Source organism: Streptosporangium sp. 'caverna', assembly GCF_003203775.1.
Classification (GTDB): domain Bacteria; phylum Actinomycetota; class Actinomycetes; order Streptosporangiales; family Streptosporangiaceae; genus Streptosporangium; species Streptosporangium subroseum.
The window spans coordinates 2,797,594-2,815,186 of sequence record NZ_CP029711.1; the positions used below are offsets into that span (position 1 = coordinate 2,797,594).

General features: G+C 69.5%; 14 protein-coding genes. 7 read left to right on the forward strand and 7 right to left on the reverse strand.

Translation table 11 applies throughout. The features are described from left to right. From DKM19_RS49395 to asnB, 5 genes are all read left to right on the forward strand, one after another. Positions 1-1,383 carry a hypothetical protein gene (locus DKM19_RS49395; protein WP_162641447.1) on the forward strand — a complete coding sequence of 461 codons (1,383 nt, stop codon included), beginning with the start codon at positions 1-3 and terminating at the stop codon, positions 1,381-1,383. A gap of 220 nt (positions 1,384-1,603) precedes the next feature. Beyond that, a complete protein-coding gene (gene def, locus DKM19_RS12335; RefSeq protein WP_089206190.1) occupies positions 1,604-2,155 on the forward strand; it encodes a peptide deformylase in 552 nt (183 codons plus the stop codon). Between the two features lie 5 nt (positions 2,156-2,160). Then, a complete protein-coding gene (fmt, locus tag DKM19_RS12340) occupies positions 2,161-3,099 on the forward strand; it encodes a methionyl-tRNA formyltransferase (protein WP_110695816.1) in 939 nt (312 codons plus the stop codon). Positions 3,100-3,104: 5 nt separating this feature from the next. Further along, a complete protein-coding gene (locus DKM19_RS12345; RefSeq protein WP_110695817.1) occupies positions 3,105-4,787 on the forward strand; it encodes an RsmB/NOP family class I SAM-dependent RNA methyltransferase in 1,683 nt (560 codons plus the stop codon). Positions 4,788-5,000: 213 nt separating this feature from the next. Continuing rightward, positions 5,001-6,854 carry an asparagine synthase (glutamine-hydrolyzing) gene (gene asnB, locus DKM19_RS12350; RefSeq protein WP_110695818.1) on the forward strand — a complete coding sequence of 618 codons (1,854 nt, stop codon included), beginning with the start codon at positions 5,001-5,003 and terminating at the stop codon, positions 6,852-6,854. Positions 6,855-7,062: 208 nt separating this feature from the next. Here asnB and DKM19_RS12355 read toward each other — a convergent pair whose 3' ends face one another. After that, a complete protein-coding gene (locus DKM19_RS12355; RefSeq protein ID WP_110695819.1) occupies positions 7,063-8,286 on the reverse strand; it encodes an MFS transporter in 1,224 nt (407 codons plus the stop codon). 269 nt (positions 8,287-8,555) lie between these two features. Continuing rightward, positions 8,556-9,194 (reverse strand): helix-turn-helix domain-containing protein, encoded by a 639-nt coding sequence (locus DKM19_RS52500; RefSeq protein WP_110695820.1) that lies wholly within the window; start codon positions 9,192-9,194, stop codon positions 8,556-8,558. A 173-nt stretch (positions 9,195-9,367) separates the two neighbouring features. Between DKM19_RS52500 and rpe the strand changes: the two genes are divergently transcribed. Next, complete coding sequence (gene rpe / locus DKM19_RS12365; protein ID WP_089206186.1) at positions 9,368-10,024, forward strand: ribulose-phosphate 3-epimerase; 657 nt, start codon at positions 9,368-9,370, stop codon at positions 10,022-10,024. Positions 10,025-10,333: 309 nt separating this feature from the next. Here rpe and DKM19_RS12370 read toward each other — a convergent pair whose 3' ends face one another. The 5 genes from DKM19_RS12370 to DKM19_RS12390 form a co-directional block, all read right to left on the reverse strand. Continuing rightward, complete coding sequence (locus DKM19_RS12370) at positions 10,334-11,392, reverse strand: ABC transporter ATP-binding protein (protein WP_110695821.1); 1,059 nt, start codon at positions 11,390-11,392, stop codon at positions 10,334-10,336. Continuing rightward, on the reverse strand, positions 11,389-12,390 hold the full coding sequence (locus DKM19_RS12375; protein WP_110695822.1) for an ABC transporter ATP-binding protein: 1,002 nt from the start codon (positions 12,388-12,390) through the stop codon (positions 11,389-11,391). The genes DKM19_RS12370 and DKM19_RS12375 overlap by 4 nt, the downstream gene beginning before the upstream one ends. A 13-nt stretch (positions 12,391-12,403) precedes the next feature. After that, entirely contained in the window at positions 12,404-13,384 is a 981-nt protein-coding gene (locus DKM19_RS12380; RefSeq protein ID WP_110695823.1) for an ABC transporter permease, read from the reverse strand. A 122-nt stretch (positions 13,385-13,506) separates the two neighbouring features. Next, a complete protein-coding gene (locus DKM19_RS12385; protein ID WP_110695824.1) occupies positions 13,507-15,288 on the reverse strand; it encodes an ABC transporter substrate-binding protein in 1,782 nt (593 codons plus the stop codon). A gap of 20 nt (positions 15,289-15,308) precedes the next feature. After that, entirely contained in the window at positions 15,309-16,262 is a 954-nt protein-coding gene (locus DKM19_RS12390) for an ABC transporter permease (RefSeq protein WP_204358768.1), read from the reverse strand. Positions 16,263-16,634: 372 nt separating this feature from the next. Here DKM19_RS12390 and DKM19_RS12395 point away from each other — a divergent pair, with 372 nt between their 5' ends. Then, on the forward strand, positions 16,635-17,450 hold the full coding sequence (locus DKM19_RS12395; protein ID WP_110695825.1) for an oxygenase MpaB family protein: 816 nt from the start codon (positions 16,635-16,637) through the stop codon (positions 17,448-17,450). Positions 17,451-17,593 lie beyond the last annotated feature (143 nt).

The window sequence follows — 17,593 nt, forward strand, 5'->3', positions numbered from 1 at the left end:
GTGGCAAAGAGCGGGAACACTGGCAACGTCTTCGATATCGGCGAATTGCGCAGGTTGGTGGACGAGCTGGGAGCAGGACCCCGTGAGGCGCGCGCGGCCGTTCTCGAAGGAGCCGTCGCCGACAACGAGGACTGTGACTGCCCCAGCTGTGGCACCGACGCGCTGACCTTCCCACCGGTCGAGCTCTCGCCGGACGGCGAGCTCGCGGCGTCCGTGCTCAAGGTCCCGCTGGTGCTTGACGCCCAGCGGCTGGCCGCGTGGACCGGCACCCGCGAGGTGTCGCCCGAGAGCCTGCTGCCCGACCCCTTCCTGCCGTGCGCCGAGCTCGGGCTGCCCAGCCCCGCACGGCTGCACCTGCTCTGGGTCGTCGCGGTCAACACCGGCATGCTCCGCATCTCCCGGGGCGTGGCGGCGCCCGGCCCCCTGGTGCTCTCTCCCGAGCTGCCCCCGGAGGCCCTGCTGGGATTCTGGGACGGCGTGGTCATGGACGTCCTGGACCGCGCGGACGAGGGCCTGACCGGATCCGCGGTGGTGGACGACCACCTCGCCGAGATGCTCGCCACCCTGTACGCCGTGGGCGAAGGCCTCTCCTCGGCCACCCTCGTCAAGGGCATCCTCCAGTCGCACGAGGTGGCCTGCGAGGCCCGCCCGGCGGAGATGCGGGCGCTGACCGTCGCCCTGCCCCGCGAGCTGGAGGCGGCGCTGTCGCTGCTCGGCTACTGCGGGCTCATCGAGCCGTCGCAGGCGGGCTGGCCCCGGCTGACCCCGCTCGGCATCTGGGCCGTCCGCCAGGATCTGCTGCGCGAGGGCCACGACGCGCCCACCGGCGCGGAGGTCGCCGCCTTCGCCGACCTCGGCGCCGCCGAGCTGGTCGACGAGATCGTGAAGGGCTCGGCCGCTCCCAGCGCCGTCACCGTGTGGCTGGAGTCCCGTCCCCCCGAGGTCGCCGCCCGCGAGCTGGTCAAGGTCGCCGTATCCGGTACGGCGGGCCTGCGCGGGGCCGTGGGCAGGATTCTGGAGGAGCTCGGGCCCGAGGCCGAGACCCCCCTCAGGGAGGCGCTCTCCGAGCCCGCCATGTGGCGCTACGCCGCGTCCTGGCTGCACATCCGCGACCTGCCGGCCCCCGACCTCACCCCCGCCGACAGCACCTGGCTCACGGTCGACTCGCTCGCCTCGCTGATTCACCTCGGCAACGTCCCCGAAGCTCTGTGCGGGTTCGACGCGCTCGAACCCGGCGAGGACCTGGTCCGGCTGGTGGAGGAGATGGCCCTGGTGGACCATCCCGACACGATCGCCGTCCTGGACCTGCTGGGCGCCCATCACAGCAAGGCGGCGGTGGCCAAGAGCGCGCGCAAGGCGGCCATGAAGGTCCGTTCCCGATAGGGGCCACGGGGGCCACGGCCCCGGGAGGCGGCCGTGAGGGCTCGCTTCGAGGGCTCGTTCCCGATGGGGGCACGGCCGGCGGGGCGGCCGTGAAGGTCCGTTCCCGATAGGGTCACGGCCAGGGGTTCCCGCCGCTCTCTCGGCGTGCGGGCAGAGGATCCGAAGGACCCGGTCAGGCCCTTAGACTGGGAGATCCCCGGAAAGTGTGAGGAGATCCCTGTTGGCCATTCAGCCGATCCGCCTTTTCGGCGACCCGGTGCTGCGCACTCCAGCCGATCCGGTGAAGGACTTCGACAAGGAGCTGCGCAAGCTCGTCAAAGACCTCACGGACACGATGATGGACGCCCCCGGAGCCGGACTGGCCGCGCCGCAGATCGGGGTCGGCCTGCGGGTCTTCACCTACTACGTGGATGACCAGCTCGGCCACCTGATCAACCCCGGTCTCGACCTGTCGGACGAGAAGGACGAGGAGGGCGAGGAGGGCTGCCTGTCCTTCCCCGGCCTGTCGTACCCGACGCCCCGGGCGGTGCGGGCCGTGGCGACGGGCTTCAACATGCACGGCGAGCCCGTCACCCTTGAGGGCACCGACATGATGGCCCGTTGCTTCCAGCACGAGACCGACCACCTGGACGGCGTGCTGTTCATCGACCGGATGGATCTCAGGCAGCGCAAGCTCGCCATGAAGGAGATCCGCGAGGCCGAGTGGAGCGGGCTGTCGTCGACCCCCACGTTCAAGTTCTCTCCGCACGCTACCCACGGGAAGGCTCTGTAGGAACCTTGCGCCTGGTCTTCGCCGGAACCCCGGACACCGCCCTGCCCTCGTTGCGGGCCCTGATCGATTCACCGCGCCACGACGTCGTCGCCGTCGTCACCCGGCCCGACGCCCAGGCGGGCAGGGGCCGCAAGGTCCAGCCGAGTCCCGTCGCCGAGCTCGCCGAGGAGGCCGGCATCGAGATCCTCCGGCCGCACAAGGCCGGCGATCCCGAGTTCCTGGAGCGGCTCCGGCGGCTCGACCCCGACTGCTGCCCGATCGTGGCCTACGGCGCGCTCCTGCCGCAGCCCGCCCTGGACATCCCGCGGCACGGCTGGGTCAACCTCCACTTCTCACTGCTGCCCGCCTGGCGCGGCGCGGCTCCGGTGCAGCAAGCCGTGCTGCACGGTGACGAGATCACGGGCGCGGCCACCTTCCAGCTCGTCAAGGCGATGGACGCCGGTCCGGTCTACGGCGTGGTCACCGAGGAGATCCGGCCCACCGACACCAGCGGCGACCTGCTGGCCCGGCTCGCCGTTTCCGGCGCCGGGCTGCTGCTGGCGACCCTGGACGGGATCGAGGACGGCAAGCTGGAGGCCATGCCGCAGCCCGTCGAGGGGGTGAGCCTCGCCCCGAAGATCAGTGTGGAGGACGCCAGGATCGACTGGTCCGCGCCCGCCATGCGGGTGGACCGCCTGATCCGCGCCTGCACGCCCGCCCCGGGCGCGTGGACCGAGTTCCGCGGTCAGCGGGTCAAGCTCGGTCCGGTGCGGCTCGCACCCGACGCCGCGGGCGCTGCGGCTCTGGCCCCCGGCCGGATCGCGGCGTCCAAGAATTCCGTTCTGGTTGGTACGGCCACGCACCCGGTCGAGCTGGGTGAGGTGCAGCCGCAGGGCAAGCGCCTGATGAACGCGGGAGAGTGGGCCCGCGGTGTGCGGCCCACCGACGAGGATCGGCTGGCCTGAAGATCATGAATAATCGGGGGAACGGCGGGGATGTCCCGCGCGGCGGCGCAGGCGGGGCCGGAGGCCGCGCGCGAGGCGGTGCCGGCGGCCAGGGAGCGGGCGGTCGCGGGCAGGGCGCCGGTGCTCCGGCCGGAGGCCGCAGTCAGGGTTCCGGCGGTGGCCGGGGCTCCGGCGGGGCTTCAGGTGGCGGACGTGGCCAGGGTTCCGGCGGCGCCTCAGGCGGCGGACAGGGCGCCGGGGGCAGGAGCGCCGGAGGCAGAGGCGCCCGGCCGCCCAAACCGGTTCACGACGCGGCCCGCAACACCGCATACGACCTGCTGCGCGCCGTCGACGAGCGCGACGCCTACGCCAACCTGCTGATGCCCGCGCTGCTGCGTGAGCGTCGCCTGTCCGGAAGGGACGCGGGCCTGGCGACCGAGCTGGCCTACGGGACCCTGCGCGGCCTCGGCACCTACGACGAGATCATCGCCGCCTGCAGCGACCGGGCCCCGGAGAAGGTGGACCCGCCGCTGCTCGACGCCATCCGCCTCGGGGTGCACCAGCTGCTCAAGACCCGGGTTCCCCCGCACGCCGCCGTGGGCACGACCGTCGACCTGGTGCGGCTGCGCGTGGGCATCGGCGCGTCGAAGTACGCCAACGCCGTGCTGCGCAAGGTCTCGACCCGCTCCCTGGAGCAGTGGCTCCCGATCGTGGCCCCGGACTCCACCGAGGATCCGATCGGGCATCTGGCCGTGACGCACAGCCATCCCCGGTGGATCGTCACCGCGCTGCGCGACGCCGTCGGCGGAGACTTCGACGAGACGGCCGCACTGCTGGCCGCCGACAACGAGCGTCCCCGGGTCACCCTGGTCGCCCGCCCCGGCCGCTCGTCGATCGAGGAGCTTCTCGCCTCGGGCGCCGAGCCCGCCCAATACTCTCCCTACGCGGCCTACCTGCCCGAGGGCGACCCCGGAGCCGTCCCGGCCGTGGCCGAGTCGCGCGCCGCCGTCCAGGACGAGGCCAGCCAGCTTGTCGTCCTGGCCCTGACCCGGGTCCCGGTGGAGGGCACGGACTCCCGCTGGCTCGACCTGTGCGCCGGCCCCGGTGGCAAGGCGGGCCTCCTGGACGCCATCGCCACCCACGGAGACGAGTCCGGCCGCGCGCCGGTGCACGCCTCCGGGGAGCAGGCCGGGTCATCCGGTCCGGTGGCCTTCTCCGGCGGAGCCAACCTCCTCGCCGCCGAGCTTCAGTACCACCGCGCCCGCCTGGTCTGGCAGACCACCCGCAACGCCTCGGTGGTCACCGTCGACGGTACGGCTCCCGCCTGGCGGCCCGGGTCGTTCGACCGGGTCATGGTCGACGCCCCCTGCACCGGCCTGGGCGCCCTGCGCCGCCGGCCGGAGGCCCGCTGGCGCCGCGACCCCCGCAGCCTCCCCGAGCTCGGCAGGCTCCAGCGTGACCTGCTCACCTCGGCCCTCGACTCCGTCCGCCCCGGCGGGGTCGTCGCCTACGCGACCTGCTCGCCTCACCTGGCCGAGACGGCCGCCGTGGTCGGTGACATCCTGCGCCGCCGCGACGACGTCGAGGCCCTCGACGCCCGCTCCTACCTTCCCGAGGTCGACGGGCTGGGCGAGGGCCCGCACGCCCAGTTCTGGCCCCATCGCCACGGCACCGACGGGATGTTCCTGGCGCTGCTGCGCCGCCGCTGAGCGATTGCCCGGCCTGCCCCTCGCGGGGCCGGCGCGGGAGATCGCGCATGGTCGAGGGCGGGGGCTCACGGCGCCTCCGCCCGAATTCACCCCTTGATGAGTTTGCGGTCCTATCTACCAATTGTCCTACTTTTGCCCTTTGTGTGACTTTGAACTGCCCCCCGATGTTGTTGAAAGATGGAAAGACTTCACGACAAGCGAGGGGTTGTCGAGATGTGTGGAATCGCTGGATGGGTGGACTTCGAACGCGACCTCAGGCAGTCACGGGGCGTCGCGCAGGCCATGACCGACACCATGTCCTGCCGCGGACCGGATGACGAAGGACTGTGGCTGGCTCCACACGCCGCGATGGGGCACCGGCGGCTCGCCATCATCGACATCGAGGGCGGACGGCAGCCGATGATCGCGGATGAGGACGGGCGGGAGCTCGCCGTCCTCATCTACAGCGGGGAGGTGTACAACTTCCGGGAGTTGCGCGCCGAGCTGACCACACGAGGCCACCGATTCCGCACACGCAGCGACACCGAGGTCGTCCTGCGGGCCTACCTGGAATGGGGCGAGGATCTCGCCACCAAGCTGAACGGCATGTTCGCCTTCGCCATCTGGGACACCCGCCGCGAGGAGCTACTGCTCGTCCGCGACCGGATGGGCATCAAGCCGCTCTACTACTACCCGACGCCGGAGGGCGTGCTGTTCGGCTCGGAGCCCAAGGCGATCCTCGCCAACCCGCTCGCACAGCCGGCCGTGGTCGACGCCGACGGGCTACGCGCGCTGATCTCCTTCGTCAAGCCACCGGAGCACGGGATCTACCGCGGGATGTACGAGGTGCGTCCCGGCCAGACCATCCGGGTGAGCCGGCAGGGACTGAGCAAGCGCCGTTACTGGAAGCTCGAGTCCTACGAGCACCCCGACGACATTCCCACCACCGTCCGGACCGTGCGAGAGCTGCTGGACGACATCGTCGACCGTCAGACCATCTCCGACGTGCCGCTGTGCACCCTGCTCTCCGGCGGCCTCGACTCCAGCGCCGTCACCGCGCTCGCCCAGCAGGCGGTCGAGAAGCAGGGACTGGGCAAGATCCGGTCGTTCTCCGTCGACTTCGTCGGCTACAGCGAGAACTTCAAGCCCGACGAGATGCGCGGCACCCCCGACACACCGTTCGCCCACGACGTCGTGGACCACGTCCACACCGACCACGCCGACATCGTCCTGGACTCCGCGGACCTCATGAACCCGAGCGTGCGCGCCGCCGTCCTGAAAGCACGCGACATGCCGACCGGCATGGGCGACATGGACACCTCGCTCTACCTGCTCTTCAAGGCGATCCGGAGCCAGTCGACGGTGGCGCTGTCGGGTGAGTCCGCCGACGAGGTCTTCGGCGGCTACCGGTGGTTCCACGACCCCGCGGCGGTCAACGCCGACACCTTCCCGTGGCTGGTGTCGGGGGAGGCCATGAGATTCACCGGTCTGAACATGATCCTCGGCGAGGACGTGCGGCGCGAGCTGGACATTCCCGGCTACCGCGCCGAGAGCTACCGGCAGGCGCTGGACGAGGTGCCGCGGCTGCCCGGCGAGAGCGCCACGGAGAGGCGCATGAGGGAGATCAGCTACCTGCATCTCACCCGGTTCGTGCAGATCCTGCTCGACAGGAAGGACCGCATGAGCATGGCCGTCGGCCTCGAGGTCCGCGTGCCGTTCTGCGATCACCGGCTGGTGGAGTACGTCTTCAACGCCCCGTGGGCGATGAAGACCTTCGACGGCTACGAGAAGAGCCTGCTCCGGGCGGCCTCGGAGGACATCCTGCCGCGTTCGGTGCTCGATCGCCGCAAGAGCCCCTACCCCTCCACCCAGGACCCCTCCTACGAGCAGGCCCTTCGCGTGGAGACGGCCCGGCTGCTCGACCGCGGGGACGTCGCCGCCACGCCGCTGATCGACCTCGACAGGATACGGGTCATCCTCGAACAGCCCATGTCCGAGGACAGCCCCCCGGGAACCCGGGCATCGCTGGACGGCCTGCTCGAGTTCAACCAGTGGATCGAGGACTACCAGCTCCAGATCAAGGTCTGACGTCCCCGGCCGCCCTCCCGCGCCGCCGAGCCGGCCTCGGCGTTCGTACGGGGCACACCGCCGGCTCATTCCGGGATCTTCGGAATGAGCCGGCGGTGTGCGGTCCGGCTGGCGAGGCGGCTTACGGCCCTGCCCGGGCGGCGGGGACCCGGCTCTCCGGTGCCGACCCGATCGTGCGTGCCGACCGCCCTGCCCGGGCGGCGGGGGCTCAGCTGTTCGCGTCGCCGGGCACTCTCACGGTGAGCAGCATTACGGGCAGGGACGCGACGGCGAGGACCAGAAACAGCGTCCTAGGGGAGCTCGCGCCGGCCAGCAGGCCTCCGAGCAGCGCGCCCAGGGGGCGGGTGCCGAAGACGACCAGGCGGGCCGCGGCGAGGACCCGGCCCATCAGGTGGGTGGGGATGGCCTTCTGGCGAATGGTGACGATGATGACGTTGACGATGCCGGTCGCGAAGGTGGAGGCGAAGAACGCCGCTCCGACGGCGAACACGTTCGGGACCAGCGCGCACACGACGAAGAAGACGGCGTTGATCAGAACGGACGTGGTGAGGATGACGGCCGGACTCCAGTGCCGTTCCACCCTGGAGCTGGCGAGGGCGCCGAGGACGGCGCCCACGGCGGAGACGGTCAGCAGGGTTCCGTAGCCGATCTCGGACAGGCCGAGCGCGGCCGTCTGACCTACGGCATAGACGATGAAAACGGCCATGAACGCCGCGTGGAGCAGATTCAAGGTGCCCGCCATGACGACGATGAGCCGTATGAGAGGGTCACGCCAGACCACGGTGACACCTTCGCGGACATCGGCGCGCAGGCTCATGGGACCCGAGCGCGGGGAGGCGTAGGCGCCTCTGATCGCGAACAGGGTCAAGGCGGAGAGCAGGTAGAGGGCGGCCGGGACGGAGAGCGCGGCGACCGCGCCCAGGGTGATCAGCGCACCGGCGAGGGGACCGCCGACGAAGTTGTTCATCGCGACGCGGGTGCCCTCGAAACGGCTGTTGGCCCGGGACAGGTTGCCGGTGGAGACGATCATTGGGACGAGGGCGGATCCGCTCAGGTCGGCGAAGGTCTCGGCGGAGCCCAGCAGGAAGGCGACCGCGTAGAGGAGCGGCAGCGACAGCTCGCCGGCCAGGGCCGCTCCGCAGATTACGGCCAGGACGGCGCCGCGGGCGAAATTGGCGTACAGGATGATCCGCCGCCGGTCGACCCGGTCGATCACCAGTCCCGCGACCAGGCCGAAGAGCAGCCACGGCAGGGTGAACGCGGTGGACACCCCGGCGATCAGCGAGGGAGAGTCGGTGAGGCTCAGCGCGAGGAGGGGCAGGACGAGCAGGGCCAGGCCGTCGGCGAGGTTGGAGAACGTGGCCGAGCCCCACAGCCAGGCGAACGGCCGGCCCAGTGGGGCAGGGGAGGCAGGGGGCGTCGCGGCGGACATGGCCGTTCCTCTCGGGAGGCCCGTCACCTCTCCTGTCGGAGTGGACGGGGTTGCCCACTACATCTGGGCACGCGGGAACGCCAGGGGTCGTCGTGACGGCGTCCGTGGGGTGGTGGGCGTCGGCCGGTGCGCGAAACAGGGAGCGAGCGCCGGCCGGGGACGGGGGCGGCGGTGGGGCCTCGACCGGTGCCGGGAGCGGACGTCACCGGGGACGCCGGGTGGTTCCGGTGGGGCGTGGACCGGGATCCGGAGGGGCAGGGGAGCGGACGTCACCGGGGGACGCCGGGTGATTGCGGTGGTGGGACGTCGGAGGCCGGGGCGGGCGAGGTCGAGGTGGGCCGGGACGGGGAAGTACTGGTGGCGGCGAAGAGGCGCACCGTACGGGAGCCGGGCGGGCGCAGGGCGGGATCGGCGGTGCGGGGGAGATAACGCTCGGAGAGGGCGGTCAGCTCATTGCGGAGGTCGTGGGTCTCCTCGGCGGTCAGCCAGAGCGTGCTGCCGATGGTCGCGGTGGCCTCCTGCCACTCCCCGGGCTCCCCGGGCATGGCGCGGTGCCAGGTGAGCAGGCGCTCCATCTCCCGGCGGACGAAAACCTCGGCGAACGCCAGGGTGGCGTTCTCCTGCTCGGGGGAGGCGGCCACCCTGGGAAGGCTGTGCCGCAGGTGGGTGCGGCGCCAGGGCTTCTCCCTGCCGGGTGAGGCGACCTCCTCGATGAAGCCGTGCCTGGCCAGGATCCGCAGGTGGTAGGAGCAGCCGGCCACGCTCTCACCGATCAGCTCCGCGCAACGGGTCGCCGTCGCGGTCTCCTCCGCGGTCAGGGCCTCCAGAAGCGCCAGCCGGACGGGATGGGCCAGGGCCCGCAGGGCCAGGGGGTCGCCCACGAAGTTGTCGGTGATCTCTCTCGCCATGACATGACTCAACCATCTAAAGAAGTCTTTAGCAAGACTCCTTTAGGTGCCTCGACGCCGGGCCTTCATCCGGCGCGGGACGGCGGCGCCCGCCGCCGGTCGGCGAGCGTCCACGGATGAGCCGTCCGCCGGTGACCGGCGGGCCGGAGAGGACCAATAGACTCGACCGCATCATGGCCGTACAGATCTCTCCCAGCATCCTGTCCGCCGACTTCGCCCGCCTCGCGGAGGCGGCCGCGGCGATCCCCAACGCCGACTGGCTACACGTCGACGTCATGGACAACCACTTCGTGCCCAACCTGACCATCGGGCTGCCGGTCGTCGAGTCCCTTCTCAAGGCGACCTCGACGCCGCTCGACTGCCACCTCATGATCGAGGACCCGGACCGCTGGGCCCCGGCCTACGCCGAGGCCGGTGCGGGCAGCGTGACCATCCACGTCGAGGCCGCCAAGGCTCCGATCCGCACCCTGCGTCAGATCCGCGGGGCCGGAGCCCGCGCCGGCCTCGCGCTGAACCCGGCCACGCCGGTCGAGCCGTACGAGGACCTGCTCGGCGAGATCGACATGTTGCTGGTGATGACCGTCGACCCCGGATTCGGCGGGCAGAAGTTCCTCGACGTGGTGCTGCCCAAGATCCGCCGGGCCCGCACGCTGATCGACGGGCACGGGGGCCAGGTCTGGCTGCAGGTGGACGGCGGGGTGTCGGCCCAGACGATCGAGCGCTGCGCCGAGGCGGGGGCGGACGTCTTCGTGGCGGGCAACGCCGTCTACGGGGCCGACGACCCGGCCCGCGCGGTGGACGGCCTGCGGGCCCTCGCCGAGAAGGCCTGACCCCTCACGAACGCGGAGAGGGCCCGGTCCGTCACGGACGTCGGGAAAGCCTGATCCATTACGAGCGCCGGGAAGACCTGGCCGTCACGGTCGCGGGGAAGGCCGGGGCTGTCGCGGCCCCGCCGCCCCTCGGCGGGCCGCGACGAGAGGCGGCGGCCGGATGGCCGGGGGCGGCTGCGGCCGGGAATGCCGACGGGCCGCCAGGTCCTGGGACCGCGGTGCGGGCCCAGGAGGCGGTGCGGGCGGGGACAACCGCGGTGCGGGCCCGGGCGACCTGTCAGAACCGCGGCGCGAGCCCGGGTGACGCCGTCAGGACTGCAGTGCGGGGTCCAGCACGACGTCCTTGCCGTGCACGGTCGGCTGCTCGGGGAAGTGGCAGGCGGTCAGGTGCCCCTCCAGGTTCCCCTCCAGCCTGACCAGCGGGGGCTCCTCGGTCGCGCACTTGTCCTGTGCCTTCCAGCAGCGGGTGCGGAAGCGGCAGCCGGACGGCGGATTGATCGGGGAGGGCACGTCTCCGGCCAGGCGGATCCGCTCGCGGGGCTCGTCGTCCACGGTGACCTCGGGGACCGCGGAGAGCAGCGCGTGGGTGTAGGGATGGCGCGGACGCGTGTAGAGGGAGTCCCGGTCGGCGATCTCGACGATCTTGCCGAGATACATGACCGCGACCCGCTGGGAGAAGTGCCTGACCACGGCCAGGTCGTGCGCGATGAACAGGAACGCGATGCCCATGTCGCGCTGGAGTTGCTGGAGCAGGTTGACGACCTGCGCCTGGATCGACACGTCCAGCGCCGAGACCGGCTCGTCGGCGATGATCAGCTTGGGGTTGAGGGAGAGCGCGCGGGCCACCCCGATACGCTGCCGCTGACCGCCGGAGAACTCGTGCGGGAAGCGGTTGTAGTGCTCGGGGTTGAGCCCGACGATCTCCAGCAGCTCCTGGATCCGCTTCTTCACGCCGCCCGGAGGGTTGATGCCGTTGATCTCCATCGGGCCGCCGACGATGCTGCCCACCGTGTGCCGGGGGTTGAGCGACGAGTACGGGTCCTGGAAGATCATCTGAATCTCGGCCCGGATCGGCTTGAGCCCCCTGCGGCTGGCGTGGCCGATCTCCCGCCCGGCGTACCGGATGTTGCCCGCGGTCGGCTCCAGCAGCCGGGCGGCCAGCCGTCCGGTGGTGGACTTGCCGCAGCCCGACTCGCCGACCAGCCCCAGGGTCTCCCCGGCGTGCACCGTCAGGTCGATGCCGTCCACCGCGTGGACCTGGCCGACCTGGCGCTTGAAGATGAGGCCGCCCGTCAGGGGGAAGTGCTTCTTCAGCCCGGACAGCTCCAGCAGCGCCTCGCCGCCGGATTCACCGGTTGTCTCGCTCACTTGTGGATCTCCCGCTTCTGGGCGAGGGTCAGGTAGCACGCGTCGCCGTGGCCGCGGTGCGGGGACAGTTCGGGCCGTTCGGACCGGCACAGCTCGGGACCCGCCAGCTTCGCGTAGTCGCACCGGGGGTGGAACGGGCAGCCCGGCGGGACGTTGATCAGGCTCGGCGGCGTGCCGCGAACCGGGAGGAGCGGCACGTCCACCGCGGAGCTCAGGCGGGGCATCGAGCCCAGCAGGCCCCAGGTGTAGGGGTGGCGGGGCTCGTGCAGCACCTCCTTGACGGTGCCGCGTTCCACCGCCCGTCCCGCGTACATCACCAGCACGTCGTGCGCGGTGTTGGCCACCACGCCCAGGTCGTGGGTGATCAGGATGATCGAGGTGCCCATCTCGTCCTGGAGGTTTTTGAGCAGGTCCAGGATCTGGGCCTGCACGGTCACGTCCAGGGCGGTGGTGGGCTCGTCGGCGATCAGCAGGTCGGGGTCGCAGACCAGCGCCATCGCGATCATCGCGCGCTGCCGCATGCCGCCGGAGAACTGGTGGGGATAGTCGTCCACCCTGGTCTTCGGCTGGGGGATGCCGACCCGCGTCAGCATCTCGATCGCGCGGTCCCTGGCCTCGGCGCGGCTCGCGCCCTTGTGCTTGCGGTAGACCTCACCGATCTGCTTGCCGATGGTGTGGTACGGCGAGAGCGACGTCAGGGGGTCCTGGAAGATCATCGCGACCTTGTTGCCGCGCAGTTTCTCCATGCTGGACCGGGAGGCGCCGATCAGCTCGTCGCCGTCCAGCCGGATCTCGCCACTGATCGTGGTGTTCTCCGGGTTGTGCAGGCCGAGCACGGTCAGGTTGGTCACCGATTTACCGGAGCCGGACTCGCCGACGATGCCCAGCGTGGTGCCCTTCTCCACGTCGAAGGAGAGCCCGTTCACGGCGTGGACGACGCCGTCCTCGGTGTGGAAGTCGACGGTCAGGTCACGGACGGAGAGGAACGGAGTTGACACTTTCTTCGGACTCCTAGCTCAGCCGCACGCGGGGATCGATGAAGGCGTACATGATGTCCACGATGATGTTGAACACGACGATGGCCCCGGCCGCCACCAGCACCGTCGCCATCAGCATGGGCAGGTCGGAGGAGGTGACGGCTCTGATCGAGAGCTGCCCCACGCCCTGCAGCCCGAAGGTCGTCTCGGTGATGATCGCTCCGCCGATCAGTGCTCCGAGGTCGATGCCCAGGATGGTGACGATGGGGGTCAGGGTGCCGCGCAGCGCGAATCTCATCACGACGCTGCGGGCCGACATGCCCTTGGCCCGCGCGGTGCGGACGTAGTCCTCACCGAGTTGCTCCACCATCGTCGAGCGGGTCATGCGGGTGTAGTTGGCGGTGAAGATGAGCGCCAGCACGATCCAGGGCAGTAGCAGCCCGGCGGCCCAGGAGAGTGGATTCTCGGTGAACGGTATGTATTTCGGTTGCCGCAGGATGTGGTTCTGGTAGACGAGGAAGTACAGCGCGAGCGTGCCGACGAAGTAGATCTGCACGGAGGCGCCGATGAGGGACGACACACTGGCGATTTTGTCCAGCGCCTTCCCCTGACGCAGCGCCGCGATGATGCCCGTGGCCACGCCGAAGGTGAAGAAGATGACCGCCGCGCCGATCGTCAGCGAGATGGTGAGCGGGAGCCGGTCCAGGATCGTCTCCAGCACCGGCGCCTTGTTGACGAAGGAGTAGCCCAGGCAGGGCGCCGAGCAGTGTCCCAGGCCCTGGTAGTCGCGGCCGACGAAGATGCCGGCCAGCCAGGACACGAACTGGGTGAACAGCGGCTGGTCCAGTCCCAGATTGTGCCGCGCCTGCTCGAGCAGCTCGGGCGGGCAGACCTTGCCGCACGCGAGCCGCGCCGGGTCGGCCGGTACGGCGAAGAAGAGGAAGAACGTGACGGCGGCGATGATCACCAGAGTGACCGCGGCGCCGAAGGTTCGGCGAGTGATGAATCGAAGCATTGCCTGTTTCCCGACGGTGGCTTGGACCGCTGCGGGGGGCCTGACGGCCCCCGGGCCGTGATCTCGCCCATGTCGTGCTGCGAGATCACGGCCGCTGGTTTCCTACGGCTTCACGAAGATTTCTACGGCTTCACGAAGATGGTGTTCGGCTGAACGATCCACTGCTGCGGGTCGATCTCGGCGCCGCCCACCTTGGAACCGTGGAGCATGGTGGAGATCTTGTTCTCCGCGACGACCAACGGGGTGATCGTTTCCTGGATCTTCTTGTCCAGGGCCATCCACGCGGCGTTGGCCGCGTCGATGTCGGTCATAGCGGTGATCTTGTCCATCTCGGCCGTGATCGCCGGGTCCTTCAGGTGCGAGTAGTTCGGCGCGCCGTCGCTGACCGGGCCGAAGACGACCGGCAGCACCGTGGAGCCGGACGGCCAGTCGGCGCCCCAGCCACCCCAGTACATGTCGAACTCGTTCTTCGTCTTGCCGATGGAGTCGTAGTAGGTCTTGCGGTCGAGCGGCTTGGCCACGACCTTGATCCCGGCCTTCTCCAGAGCGCTCTTGATCACGACGGTGACCTGCTCCTGGACCGGCGTCTGGTTGTAGGCGTAGACGATGGTCGGAGTCGGGTTGCTCGAGGAGGCCAGCAGTTCCTTGGCCTTGTCGATGTCACCCTCGGGCTTGGCCACCTTGTTGAACAGGTCGTAGGACTGGTAGCCGACCGTGGTGTTCTCGTTGAGGATCGTGGTGGGCAGCGCGGCGGCCGCGGGGCCTCCCAGCGTCTGCTGGATCTGCTTGGACGGCCAGGCGAAGTTGATGGCCTGGCGGATCTTGGGATCCGTCACCCGGTCGAGGTTGAAGTAGTAGTAGTTGCCGTACGGCGAGGGGCTGTTCATCCGGCGCGACGCCAGGGAGGAGTCGCCCAGCACCTGCTGCAGCCGCTCGGGCGGGACGGACGCGTAGAAGGTGAAGGCGCTCTGGTCGGGGCCCGAGTCCGCCATCAGGCGGTCGGTGATCTGCAGGGCCTCCTGGCCGAACTCCATGTGCCACTTGTCGGGGTAGGCGCCGCGGATCGGGTCGGTGGCCGGGTCCCAGTTCGGGTTGCGCTCAAGGTCGATGGACTTGTCCACCAGGTGCGACTTGATGATGTAGGGCCCGCTGGAGACGGGCTCCTTGTCGTACTTCTCCTTGGTGTCCTTGGCCTTGGGCACGATGCCGTAGCCGGCCATGGCGAAGGCGTAGTTGGCGTCGGCGTGCGGCGTCTTGAACTTGTAGACGATCGTCTTGTCGTCCGGCGTCTCGATGGACTCCATGCTCTTGCCGTCGTACGGGCCCTGGTAGGCCTTCTTGTAGTCGACGTCGGTCAGCCACTGCTGGACGTAGGTCGGGCCCGTGGTGATGAAGGGCGCGAACGTCCGCTCCATGCTCCACTTGACGTCCTCGGACGTGATCGGCGTGCCGTCCTGCCACTTCACGCCGTCCTTGAGGGTGAAGGTCCAGGTCTTGCCGCCGTCGGAGGGGGTGCCCGTGTCGGTGGCCAGGTCACCGACCAGCTTGAACTCACCCGCGGCGACCCGCTTGTAGCCCGTCAGGGCGCGGCCGATCAGCAGGTTGAAGTTCGACTCGGTGTTGACGTAGATCTGGGCGGGATCGAGGTGGGAGAAGTCATCCCGGTCGAACATCGTGACGGTGCCGCCCTTGACGGCGCCTTCCGGTGCGATGGCGGGTCCCTTGGAGTCATCAGCCGTGCCGACGGTGATCGTCGGCGGCTTGTAGGCCGCGGTGGGGGCCGCCGCGCCGGGGGTGTCGCCGGAAGTGGCCGGGGCACCCGGGTTGCCCTCGGCGCACGCACTCGTCATTGCGAGAACGCCGATGGCGAGTGCGGCTACTGCTGACCGCGTACGGACTGTCATCTCTCTCCTATTGGATGGATCTAGCGCTTAAGTTTGGGGTCGAAGGCGTCGCGGATGGAGTCTCCGAGCAGGTTGAAGGCGATCACGAAGATCAGCAGGGCGACACCTGGGAAGATCAGATAGGTGATGTCGTTCTGGTAGATCTCGGTGCCGCGCCGGAACATGCGGCCCCAGTCGGGGATGGGCTCGATCATTCCGACGCCGAGGAAGGACAGCGCGGCCTCGGACGTCACCAGTGCGGGCAGCAGCAGCGACGACTGGATCAGGATCGGCGTCCACAGGTTGGGCAGCAGTTCCTTGAACACGATCCGGGCGGGGGAGGCCCCGGTGACCCGGGCGGCCTCGACGAACTCGCGTTCGCGCATGGAGAGCACCTGGCCGCGCAGGAGCCTGGCCAGTCCGGCCCACCCGAACAGCGTCAGCATGACCACGAGCGTCACGGCCCGCAGCCAGACCGGGGTCTCCTCATCCGGGCTGACGAAGATGTTCTCGATGACCGGCATGAACGCGATGATGAAGAGCACCGAGGGGAACGACAGGACGGTGTCGATCAGGCGGCCGACGAGGTAGTCGGTCTTGCCGCCCGCGTATCCGGCGACGATGCCGATCACGACGCCGATCGCCGTCGTGAGGACCGTCGCGATGACCGCGATCAGCAGTGAGGTTCTGATCCCGTAGACCAGTTGCATGAACACGTCGCGGCCCAGGCCTGGTTCGAGACCGAACCAGAAGTCCGAGCTGATGCCACCGCTGGGCAGGATCGGATAGCCATAGTCGTTGAGCAGCCCCGGGGTGTCCTGGCCATAGAGGACGTAGGGGTCCTTGCCGTACAACCAAGAGATCACCGGCGCGAGTATCGCGACCAGTAGAAAGAAAATCACCACGACGGCGGAGGCGATACCGGTCCGATCGCGGCGGAAACGCAGCCACATCAGCTGCCCGGGTGAACGGCCCACCGTTTCCGGTGGCTTCACCGTGGGCGCCTCGCCAATCGTAGTCGTGGCAGGTGCAGGGATGGTCATCGTGCGGGGGCCCCCAACGAGCATGGCTGAGCTGGATCTCAAGGAACCATTGCAATTGACCATGAACAAATCAATACTTGGACCATTCCTGATTTTTTTGTTGTGAAATGTAAATCAGGTTGTGGCTGCAATTCCGTTGACGCAGAAGGGGGTCGGATGGAACAGTAAAGGTACCCAGAAGTTCATATTCACGGATCTGTGACACAACTATGACGCTATTAAGATGAATTCATCTTGTTCTTGTCTTGGTTGTGTAACAGACTCGGGACATATGTGTTTAGCCCGCTTTCGTAGGGTAACTACCTACTTACGAGGGGGTGGCGTATGGATCACGGGCTGTTCGGGCCGGATTCGGTGACCTGGCGGGTGATGGGGGAGCCGATCCTGCTCGTGGGGGGCTTCCGGGCCATGCTCATGCAGGGCCTGCACCCCCGCGCGATGCGCGGCGTCGCCCAGAACTCCGCGCTGATGGATCCCTCCGAGGCCTGGGCCCGCTTCGCCCGCACCACCGAGTTCGTCCGCGTGCGCACCTACGGCACGAGGGCCGAGGTCGCCCGTGCCGGCGCCCGGGTCAGGAAGATCCACTCACGGCTCACCGCCCTCGACCTCGACACCGGAGAGCGTTTCCGCCTCGACGATCCCGACGCGTTGCTCTGGGTCCACGTGGGCGAGGTCGACTCCTATCTGTCGGTCGCCCGCAGGGCCGGGGTGCGCCTGACGGACGAGGAGGCCGACCGGTTCGTCGACGAGTGGCGGCGGGCCGCCGAGGTCGTCGGTCTCCGTCCCGATGACGTGCCCCGTTCGGTCGGCGAGATGTACGACTACATCGAGAGCTGCCGGCCCGGCCTCTACTTCGCCCCCGAGGTGCCCCACCCGCTCCGTCAGTCGTTCAACGCTCCTCTCCCGGCGCGCCTGACGCCGCTCAAGCCGGTGTTCCCCGTGCTCACCCTGCTGGCGTTCGCGACCCTGCCGCGCTGGGCTCGCAAGCTGTACGGCCTGCCCGCGACGCCGCTCGGCGACCTGTGGGCGACGGCCAGCCTGAGAGCCCTGCAGACGGGGATCGGCCTGATCCCCGCGCCGGTCAGATACTCCCCGGACGCCCGCAGGGCAAGGCGGGCGATGGCCGAGCGGGTCGCCTAGCCCGGCCCTCGACGCACCCGGCCCCGTACCCCCGGCCTGCCGGGGCAGAGCGTCCGGGAACCGGCTCGGACCAGCCGGTTCGGGTCGTCCGGACGTGAATAATCGAGCGCTTGGTCCATATTGTGGAGGTGCGTCCCGTTCGG

Coding starts and splice junctions, on each gene's coding strand:
- DKM19_RS12345 (WP_110695817.1), top strand. CDS start 3,105: ATGAATAATCGGGGGAACGGCGGGGATGTCCCGCGCGGCGGCGCAGGC.
- asnB (WP_110695818.1), top strand. CDS start 5,001: ATGTGTGGAATCGCTGGATGGGTGGACTTCGAACGCGACCTCAGGCAG.
- DKM19_RS12355 (WP_110695819.1), bottom strand. CDS start 8,286: ATGTCCGCCGCGACGCCCCCTGCCTCCCCTGCCCCACTGGGCCGGCCG.
- DKM19_RS52500 (WP_110695820.1), bottom strand. CDS start 9,194: ATGGCGAGAGAGATCACCGACAACTTCGTGGGCGACCCCCTGGCCCTG.
- rpe (WP_089206186.1), top strand. CDS start 9,368: ATGGCCGTACAGATCTCTCCCAGCATCCTGTCCGCCGACTTCGCCCGC.
- DKM19_RS12380 (WP_110695823.1), bottom strand. CDS start 13,384: ATGCTTCGATTCATCACTCGCCGAACCTTCGGCGCCGCGGTCACTCTG.
- DKM19_RS12385 (WP_110695824.1), bottom strand. CDS start 15,288: ATGACAGTCCGTACGCGGTCAGCAGTAGCCGCACTCGCCATCGGCGTT.
- DKM19_RS12395 (WP_110695825.1), top strand. CDS start 16,635: ATGGATCACGGGCTGTTCGGGCCGGATTCGGTGACCTGGCGGGTGATG.